Origin of the sequence: Nostoc sp. DedQUE05, from assembly GCF_034530955.1 — a bacterium.
Taxonomy (GTDB): Bacteria; Cyanobacteriota; Cyanobacteriia; order Cyanobacteriales; family Nostocaceae; genus Nostoc.
This window is the reverse complement of record NZ_JAVRCB010000059.1, coordinates 36,080-45,443: the sequence shown is the minus strand read 5'-3', so window position 1 is coordinate 45,443 and position 9,364 is coordinate 36,080. Positions and strand designations below refer to the sequence as shown.

Here is a 9,364-nt window from a genome sequence, read left to right as displayed (position 1 = left end):
CCTATAGGACTCATATTTGATTTTTGAAAAAAACTCAGTACAGCTTTATTCCTTCTTCCCAGTCCCCAGTCCCCAGTCCCCAGTCCCCAGTCCCCAGTCCCTAGTCCCTACGATTAATTCAGAAATCAAATCAGATTGCTATAGTAGTTTTTTTACTAAATCCCTCTGAAGATTTAAGAGCAATGATATTGGTTTCTACCCAAAACAAAAAGCACATTCTTGTTTTTGTGTCAAGAGTGAAATCCTAATCTTATATTTCTCGAACTCAAGATAGAATGAGCGTAACAACTTTGTGCTAGTGACGTATAGCTGATAAGCAACAATCGTTTTTATAATCAATAAATTTTGTACTTTTCTAATAATCAAAACTAAGTTGTTAAAAAATATTAAAATTAAGAAACAGATATTTTTATTAGCTCATGGCTACCCGGTTTACTGCCTCCCAATCGGTTGAAATAGCTGTCCCAGAGCAGCCTATTCCCATTCAGCACTACTTGCGTCAGCCTCAACGTCTGGTTAAGGCTTTGGTTGACAATAGCCGGATTCAGCAGCTTTCTGAGGAAGTATTTCGCTTGAAAATGCGTCCACTGACTTTTATGTCATTGAGTATTCAACCTACTGTAGACATGAGAGTCTGGGCAGAATCAAATGGAATAATTTATTTGCGATCGCTAAACTGTGAAATTTTAGGTTTCGAGTATATTAACCAGCGCTTTGCTCTCAATTTAAAAGGCTATTTGTCTCCCAAAGAGTTTAGCACTGGCACTCGCCTGCAAGGAAAAGCTGATTTAGAAGTAGTGGTGGATTTTCCACCGCCATTTTCCTTTACTCCTAAGCCGATTTTAGAAGCTACTGGCAATGGTTTGCTCAAAAGTGTACTGTTGTCGGTTAAGCAACGGTTATTGAATCAACTTTTGACGGATTATCGTTACTGGGTGATATCACAAACCAAAGATAGAGGACTTGACAGTGATAGTACTGAATTACCAATCCTGAATGCTGAGTAACTATTTAACTAATTTGTAATTCGTAATTCGTAATTCGTAATTAGAAACAGTTACACAAGGGACTTCCAACAAATAAATTATCCAATCTTGTGGGGTGGACATCTTGTCCGCCCAAGGCTTGGGGCGCTCGTGTCGCCCACCCCACAAAAAGTAGTTGAGTATTTTTTTATTTGGAGTTCCCTAAGTGGATTTAGACCCCCGATGAAAACTTAGCCAACTATAAACGTAGATTCCGTATCCGCAGGAAAAGGGAATTATACCCGAAAATTACGAATTACGAATTACGAATTACGAATTATTTTGATTTGGCAAGGACGAAAAGACTGACGATGTAGGGGCGAAGGCCCGTATTGTTGCAAAGCCAGCAAATGCCGGTGGCTACCATAACCCTTGTTACACTCCAGGTTGTACATAGGGTATTTTAATGCTAAACGCATTATCAGATCGTCACGCCAAACCTTAGCGACAATACTAGCAGAGGCAATAGCGAGCGATCGCTCGTCTCCTTTAACTATTGTTTGTTGCGGCAATAGCAAATCTTTGATTGACTGATTGCCGTCAATCAAGCAGAGCGCAGGCTGTACCTTTAACTTCAGCACAGCCCGCTTCATTGCTAACAGCGTCGCTTGCAAAATATTTATCTTGTCAATTTCGGCAGTAGAAGCAAACCCAATTTTCCAGTCTATAGCCAGCGCACAAATTTGCTGCGCTAACTGAGTTCTCCGAGAACTAGACAACTTTTTACTGTCTTTGATTTTAGCTGCTATCAATATTGGCAAAGCGCGATCTGGTAAGATCACTGCTGCCGCCACGACAGGACCAAATAGAGCACCTCGCCCTACTTCATCCACACCTGCAACCAGCTCTGGAATCCCTAACAAGGTAGAAAACTCCAACCAAGTGGATTGTTCCAAAGGCGTTGGCAATATTTCTACCATAAAGCAAATTAATTATCCTCGATCGCTGAAGAACGACGGCGGCGGCGACGGCTGGCTGTGGCGCTACTATTAGCTTCACTTTCATCTGCAATTTCGTTCGCGGCAGCTTTTGCAGACAAGCGTCCCGAAGGATTCACAGTTAACTCCGATGGTGGTTCAGTTGTCTCTTCGATCAAAGATTTTTGTTCTGGCTCAATAACTTTTGGTGTCAGTATTTTGCTTGCAGTTATTTCAGGTGTTGCCTTTTGGGCAATAGTGATTATTTCAGGTGTTGCTTTTTGGACAATAGTTGATTCTGAGGTTGATTCAATTGGGGTCGTTGGTTTTTGACCGGGCTGAATCACATTAATAATCACAGACTTGGTATTTTTAACCTCTTGCTCTAACTTCACTAAGGGAGATATTCCCATCAAGGCAAATATATCCTGTTCTTGGAGGCTCATTTCTACAGTTCTAATCTCCGGTGGTTCGACCACTGGTTTAACTGGTTCTGCCTTGATAATTTTAGTGCGCTCTACTCTTTCACTCCAGCCTGGTTTACCAAGGGTGGGTGAGGGAATTTCTGGCGCAATTCCTAGTTCTGGTTCTATATCCAGGTCTAAATCTGGCTCGTTAACAAAAGTCAGGGGACTGGGAACAATCCGAGCTTCATCTTTCCCGTTTAGCCCATTGACACCAATTCGACTGCGGCGAGTCCGGGTACGGCGCTTATCATTAAGTTCTTGATAACTAGGATGATTGATCAGATTTAGGTTGCTCAATTCCGAGTCGCCGTCAAATCCTTCCCCAAATCCATCGTATGTTTCTCGTGGTTCCGGGATACGGGCAGATGGCTGACGTGGTTCTCGGTGAGGCAAGGATACAAAACGTTCGCGCTCTGGTGTTTCTGCCGGTATTGGCAATCGGTTTTCGATTTCTCCAGGCAGACGCACAGTATGCCCTAAACCGCCACAGGTGGGGCAAGTTTCACCAAACAATTCATAAATATTTTGACCCTGACGTTTGCGGGTCAATTCTACTAAACCCAGTTCGGTAAGTTGGGCAATCTGGGGACGAGCTTTGTCTGCTTTGAGTGCTTTATTAAAGTGTTCGAGAACTTGTAGTTGGTCGCGTCGCGATTCCATATCGATAAAATCAACGACGATCACCCCAGCGATATTTCGCAGACGCAACTGGCGAGCAATTTCTGTTGCTGCTTCGCAGTTTGTCCACAAAACTGTTTCTCTAGCTGTTGCCGATCGCGTAAACGAACCTGAGTTAACATCGATTACGGTTAATGCCTCCGTCGGCTCGATGATAATGTAACCGCCAGAAGGTAGGTCTACCCTTGGTTTCAGGGCTTCTCTAATTGCAGCAGTGATCCGAAAGTACTCTAAAATTGGGGAGCGATCGCGATGATGGTCAATCAACAATCCCTGCGGTGTTTGACCGCCACTCCAATTCTGCAAGTACTGTTTGACGCGCTTCAAACCAGTACTGGAATCTACCACAATCCGATTGACATCCGCGCCGTACATATCCCGCAATACGCGTTGGATAAAGTCATCGTCTCGGTTGAGCAGTGCTGGGGCACGGGTGGAATGGGCTTCCTGCTGGATAGCCTCCCATTGCTTTTGCAGCAATTCCAAATCTTCCATAATCGCTTCTTCGGGTTTACCTTCTGCTTCTGTACGCACAAGCAAACCCATTCCCGCCGGCTTAACCAAAATCGCCAGCGCTCGTAAGCGGTTGCGCTCACTTTCACTTTTAATCCGTCGAGATAAGTTTACGCCCCGACCGTAAGGCATCAGTACTACATAGCGTCCAGGTAAGGTGATATTACCTGTGAGCCTGGGCCCTTTTGTCCCCGTTGGCTCTTTCATTACTTGCACCAAAACTTTCTGTTGTGGTGTAAGTAGTTCTGTAATTGCCGCTGCGGTACGCTTGAGCTTCAATGGGCCCAAGTCGGTAACATGAATAAAACCGTTGCGCTCTGGGTCGCCAATATTAACAAAAGCCGCATCTATCCCAGGCAATACGTTTTCTACCACTCCTAAGTAGATATCGCCTATTTGATGATGACCCGTAGCAACAACGAGTTCCTGTATTTGATCTTCAGAAAAAACCGCAGCAATTTGGTGCTGCTCCGCGATGATAATTTGTTTCGGCATTCAATTTCCTCAAAAATTGGCAGCACTTACAGGTTTGAGGTTTGTTATATCAAGTCCGGTTAATTACTTAATAATTCAAAACTAATTGCGTGTCCGCGTCAGTTTTAATTACCAATGTTTTCTCGGTTTGATATTATACTTTCGCTGCCCTCGCAACCCTCAAAAGGCGCTACTGATAATAAAAATCGCAAATCTGAGCTTCTAAGTTAAATAGCTATTGGCGCTCTTAAGAGCGTTTTTACGGCTGATTATTCCAGAACTGCTGCATATCGTTTAAGCTATTAAATCAACCGTTCGTGGTTGATTTGTGATGCAATACTCTCAAATCTTGAGAGTTCTGAGTTGAAGTTCTAAATCCTGAGTGAGCATTGTAACTCAGGATGTTTTCTTTGAGAGTAACCTACTGAATTCGTTAAGAAAAAGAAACTATTTCTATTTTCCATTCCCTGGATTTATCTTAGGGTTATACTCAGCAGCCACAGTTGCTACCTTGCCTTGAGCCGCTCTAAACTAAGACAAGCACCGCTTGGCGCGTCTCGCGAACGTCTACAAGTAGGCAGAACCGACAGCAGTTGCTTTAACTCTAAAAAAGTAATGCACTAGCTCTTGGGCACTACGTGGATTAGACATTCAGCAGTTGTTTAAAAAGGATGAATTTAGAGAAACTAACCGAGCCTGCTGTTAGTTACTGATTCACAAGGTAGCTACATAGAGAGTGTGCATTCTTTAATCTGCTTTTTGTTTGTCTAGGATTTTATCCTAGAAGTTGCACTCTAATATCTTTGCTTTCGCCCCCTGAATACAGGGTAGTGAACCAGCTAATTCAATGCAGCGCCAGAAAATTTCTCTTCACCCTATTCTAACGCAACCTTGCTAAAAATCAATTCCTGTGAGCTGCCATCTATAGGACAACTACTAGCAAGTTGCCCTACAGGGATTATACCCCTAAAATTAGCCGATTGCGGTGGATGTGCAGGAGTTGAAATTCTACACCAGCCACTGTCTCTAGCATAAACAGGATTTGTTCGGGACGCAACAGCAAACCGTCCTGGCGATAGCTACCTAAATAACGGATTACAGATGACATACATTCTGCAATGCTATTGTGGGTTTCTACTAATTCCAGTTCAAATAAGCGATCGCGCAGATTTATTAACTGGCTCTTGCCTGATTTAGTTGTTTGCTCGTACCAAAGTTCCTCTTTTGCTTTGATTGTATCAATCCAGGTTTGCCATTGTATGGGTGTTGTTTCTGCTAGTGCTGCTACAGTAATTAAATACTCTGCGGACTCTAGCAGTTGGGTAGCGGCACTAGCTTTTAAATCTATTTGCTCCACATTATATATAGGTATGTCTGTGGGCATTTCACTAGCCAACTTTTCGCGGAAAGTATCAACTTCCACTGGCACAGTTAACTCAAAATCTGCAATTTCACCGCTGCTAGTAGCCCCTAGAGCCAAAGCGGTTGCTAGAGAAATCCGTGGCATTGGGTGAAACCCACCAGTAAAAGCAATTGGTAAGCCGGATCGCCGCACAACTCGGTCAAACAGACGGATTAAATCAAGATGGCTCATTAAAGCCATATTACCTTGTTTCCCAAACCAAACTCGCAGTCTTTGCGCCTTAGTTGTGTTGGGGACAAATTCGCCAGCAAATTTTGGGATAGCAGGTGATTCAATCACCACGTTGTGCCCAAAATCGGTGCCACAGACGCCACAATGAGAACAACCTTCAAAAGAGCAGTCTGGTACGATTGCAGCTTCTAGAGCGCGTTGCAAGTCTTCTTGGAGCCACTTTTTGTCAATCCCGGTATCAATATGATCCCAAGGTAGGGGAATATCGAGAGAGTGGGGAGTGCTGAGTGAGATGTTCTCCTCTGCTTCTGTGCTTTTTTGCGCCTCTATATGAAATAAATTCCATTCGCCATTTTCTACTTGGCGGTATTTCCAATCTAAATCAGCTTGGGCGATCGCAGATCCCCAAGCGCTAAAAGCTCGATCTAAATTTTCATACCAGGAATCCATACCTGCACCCAATTCCCACGCAAGGCGGACTACTTTGCTCAAATTGCGATCGCCTCGTCCTACAAAATCTTCCATTGCCGAAATGCGGACATCGGTAAAATTTACCTTCACTGCCTTGATTCGGCGGAATTCTTGCCGCAACAGGTTTTGTTTGCGCTTAAATTCAGCCGTAGAAACTGAGTGCCACTGGAATGGTGTATGGGGCTTGGGCGTAAAGTTAGAAATCGTCAGGTTAAAGTTTAGAGGTTTTCTGCCCTTGCCTCGACATTCTCGCTGTAGCCAGCTTACCGTTTCAGCAATGCCCAAAACATCAGCATCCGTTTCACCCGGCAAGCCAATCATAAAATACAACTTTATTTTATCCCAGCCTTGCTCCCAAGCGGTTTTCACCCCTCGCAACAATTCTTCATTTGTCAACCCCTTATTCACAATGTCTCGCATCCGCTGAGTACCAGCTTCTGGAGCAAAAGTCAGTCCACCTTGGCGCGTACCTCCCAGGATGTTGGCAATATTCTCATCAAATCTGTCTACCCGTTGGCTTGGTAGAGTCAGAGAAATGTTTTCATTTTTTAAGCGATTTTTGATTTCCATCCCCACTGCTGGTAGGGACAAATAATCAGAACAACTCAAAGATAGGAGGGAAAACTCATTGTAACCAGTTGCCCGCATACCCTGTTCAATTGCTTCTACAACCTTATCGGGTTCTACATCCCGTGCTGGTCGAGTCAGCATTCCTGGTTGACAGAAGCGACAGCCACGAGTGCAACCACGCCGAATCTCAATACTCAAGCGGTCATGCACCGTTTCTACGTAGGGAACCAAACCAATAGAATATGCTGGTATGGGAGTTGCAACCCGTCGCAGAATTCGTTTTGGTACGTCTGGGCGCAGAGGGTGAACTGAGCCATCCTCTGCCATGTCGTAAAACTGAGGCACATATACGCCTGGTATCTGTGCCAAATCCAGTAACAGGTGTTCCCGACTTAATCCTGCTTGTTTGCCTTGTTCTAAAATCAAACCAATTTCTGGCAGCAGTTCTTCTCCATCTCCAAGGGCGATAAAGTCGAAGAAGTCAGCATAAGGCTCAGGATTTGATGTCGCTGTTTGCCCACCAGCGAAAATCAACGGAAAGGATGACTGGGTATCGGTAGATTCTCTGCCTCCCTGCCCCTCTGCTCCTCTGCTTTCCTGCCTCTCTCGCCACGTCAAGGGAATTCCAGCTAAATCCAACATTTCGAGGATATTAGTTGCACCCAGCTCGTAACTGAGGCTAAAGCCTAAAATGTCGAATTCTCTTAGCGATCGCTTTGACTCTACCGCAAACAATGGCGTATTAGTTTCCCGTAGTTTGGCTGCCAGGTCTTTTCCTGGGAGGTAGGCGCGATCGCACAATTGACGCGGTTGGGCATTCAAGATGTTATAAAGGATGATGTGCCCTAAATTAGATGCACCGACTTCATATACTTCTGGGTAGGTTAAAACCCAACGTATTGCTGCCGTATCCCAAGGTTTGTGTACCGCTAACAGCTCGTTACCCAGGTAACGTGCTGGTTTTAAAATATCTGACGTTATTAATTTTTCAACTGCAACAACCACTGTGCTATCTTCTAGCTACCTTAATTACAGCTACCTAAACCCAACATTAGCATTGAATTAGGTCTTCTAACAGATTTTATCGTTGCAACTTACAACTCCTTTACATAAAGTCCACTTAATTATTGCCCGAACCTTTGTGCTTTTACATAAAGTTATATTTGAAGCAATTTGGCTTCAGCGTCTAATATTTCAAATACCCTATCTAGTTGCGTCAGTTCAAAAATCATTCTAATTTGTGGGGCAACAGCGCTAAGTTGGCAACTTCTTCCTAAAGTAAGAGCCAGCTTGTGTGTAGATAACAATGCCATCAACCCCGCGCTGTCTAACGATTCTACTGCTGCGAGGTCTACTACCAAGGTGGAAATACCATTTTGCGCCAACGCTGTAGCCATATCTCGTTCAAATTCCAAGGCGTTTGCAGCATTTAAGCACCCTTGGGGGCGAATAACTGCAATTTTGGGATAGTTAAGCACTGCCTGCATAGTTACATCCTATTAAGAATTTTGAAGCGTCAAGCTAAGGATTATTTGAACATAAACTCTATCTTGCTGCATCGACCATACGTCTTAGCTCTCTTTGCTGAATCTTTATTGCTTTAGTATGTCTGTTTAAAGATTGTTATAATTCCAGGTTAAAATGTGTTTATATATACTTTTTTTTTATGTCACTTCAAAAAGAATCAACTATAGACGGCCATAAAGCAGACAAATTATCAGTAACTATGCTGAGAAACCTTGCTTAGTCTATCACTAAAGCTAATTTAACCAAGTTTTAACGTTAGGTTAAATCTGCAACTTTAGCGTTGCTGATGGTATACGGCAAAGTCATAGTGAATTATCTCTCTAACTAATAAAATTGTGATATATATCACTACTAAGTTAGTATTTGGATCGCTCTTTATACTGAGACCGATCTGGGATGATTAGTATCATATTACAGTTGGGTTATTATTTATGAGAACTCAGTACGCTATTCGTAAATTGGTAGAAAAAGCTCTTGACATTAAAAAACTAACTCCTGAGATAGAGAATGAAATCAATTCAGAACTGACGGAACTGGGTTATATTTCTGATGTTGATTACGAAGCCTTAGAATTATTAATGGCAGAGATGGATGCTGGACGAATCCAGTTGGTTCCTAGCCTGGGATTTTAAAATAATTCATAATGACGCTTTCTACCTTGGCGCAGGGTGTCGCAGACAGAAGTTATGTGTAGCTTGCTTCTCTGTAAGAAGACGAGGACTCTCTAATGTAATTCGTAATTAAATCTAGCAGGGGGATAAAAGGCTAGTATTTTTCTATGAGGTTGATTATCTAAATACTTAAAGTGGCGTAAACTGTGCTAAAAAACCTCTACATTGTGCATTCTATCGAAAATCCCCATACAGTTCGCTAAACGCCTAAAAAAATTCCTCCCAATCTGTTTGCTGAATTTGTCTACAAGCGGAATGAACTCGTTGCTAAGGGAGTTGATATCATCAATATGGCTACTGGCTCGCCAGATAAACTGACTTCTAATCATATCCTTCAGGTGATGCATCAGGCGATTGACGACGCTGCTAACCACAATTATCCACCTTACGAAGGGACGAAATAATTTCTGGTGCGAAGGATGTAGTAATCGAATTTCACAGTCTTCAATGTATGAAA

6 protein-coding genes are annotated in these 9,364 nt (G+C 43.1%); 2 read left to right on the top strand and 4 right to left on the bottom strand.

The window, feature by feature from the left end; genetic code table 11:
* The first annotated feature begins 419 nt into the window (after positions 1-419).
* Positions 420-1,007 carry a DUF1997 domain-containing protein gene (locus RMZ42_RS30940; RefSeq protein WP_322663547.1) on the top strand — a complete coding sequence of 196 codons (588 nt, stop codon included), beginning with the start codon at positions 420-422 and terminating at the stop codon, positions 1,005-1,007.
* A 281-nt stretch (positions 1,008-1,288) separates the two neighbouring features.
* Here the strand turns inward: RMZ42_RS30940 and RMZ42_RS30935 are convergent, their stop codons facing one another.
* The 4 genes from RMZ42_RS30935 to RMZ42_RS30920 form a co-directional block, all read right to left on the bottom strand.
* Complete coding sequence (locus RMZ42_RS30935; RefSeq protein ID WP_322675009.1) at positions 1,289-1,945, bottom strand: ribonuclease HII; 657 nt, start codon at positions 1,943-1,945, stop codon at positions 1,289-1,291.
* Positions 1,946-1,953: 8 nt separating this feature from the next.
* Entirely contained in the window at positions 1,954-4,095 is a 2,142-nt protein-coding gene (locus tag RMZ42_RS30930; protein WP_322675008.1) for an Rne/Rng family ribonuclease, read from the bottom strand.
* Between the two features lie 937 nt (positions 4,096-5,032).
* Positions 5,033-7,714: a TIGR03960 family B12-binding radical SAM protein gene (locus RMZ42_RS30925; RefSeq protein ID WP_322675007.1), complete on the bottom strand. Its 2,682-nt coding sequence runs from the start codon at positions 7,712-7,714 to the stop codon at positions 5,033-5,035.
* A 152-nt stretch (positions 7,715-7,866) separates the two neighbouring features.
* Positions 7,867-8,196 (bottom strand): STAS domain-containing protein, encoded by a 330-nt coding sequence (locus RMZ42_RS30920; protein ID WP_322675006.1) that lies wholly within the window; start codon positions 8,194-8,196, stop codon positions 7,867-7,869.
* 471 nt (positions 8,197-8,667) lie between these two features.
* Between RMZ42_RS30920 and RMZ42_RS30915 the strand changes: the two genes are divergently transcribed.
* Positions 8,668-8,868, top strand: a complete 201-nt coding sequence (locus tag RMZ42_RS30915; RefSeq protein ID WP_094349495.1) for a hypothetical protein — start codon at positions 8,668-8,670, stop codon at positions 8,866-8,868.
* Positions 8,869-9,364 lie beyond the last annotated feature (496 nt).

Coding starts and splice junctions, on each gene's coding strand:
- RMZ42_RS30940 (WP_322663547.1), top strand. CDS start 420: ATGGCTACCCGGTTTACTGCCTCCCAATCGGTTGAAATAGCTGTCCCA.
- RMZ42_RS30935 (WP_322675009.1), bottom strand. CDS start 1,945: ATGGTAGAAATATTGCCAACGCCTTTGGAACAATCCACTTGGTTGGAG.
- RMZ42_RS30930 (WP_322675008.1), bottom strand. CDS start 4,095: ATGCCGAAACAAATTATCATCGCGGAGCAGCACCAAATTGCTGCGGTT.
- RMZ42_RS30920 (WP_322675006.1), bottom strand. CDS start 8,196: ATGCAGGCAGTGCTTAACTATCCCAAAATTGCAGTTATTCGCCCCCAA.
- RMZ42_RS30915 (WP_094349495.1), top strand. CDS start 8,668: ATGAGAACTCAGTACGCTATTCGTAAATTGGTAGAAAAAGCTCTTGAC.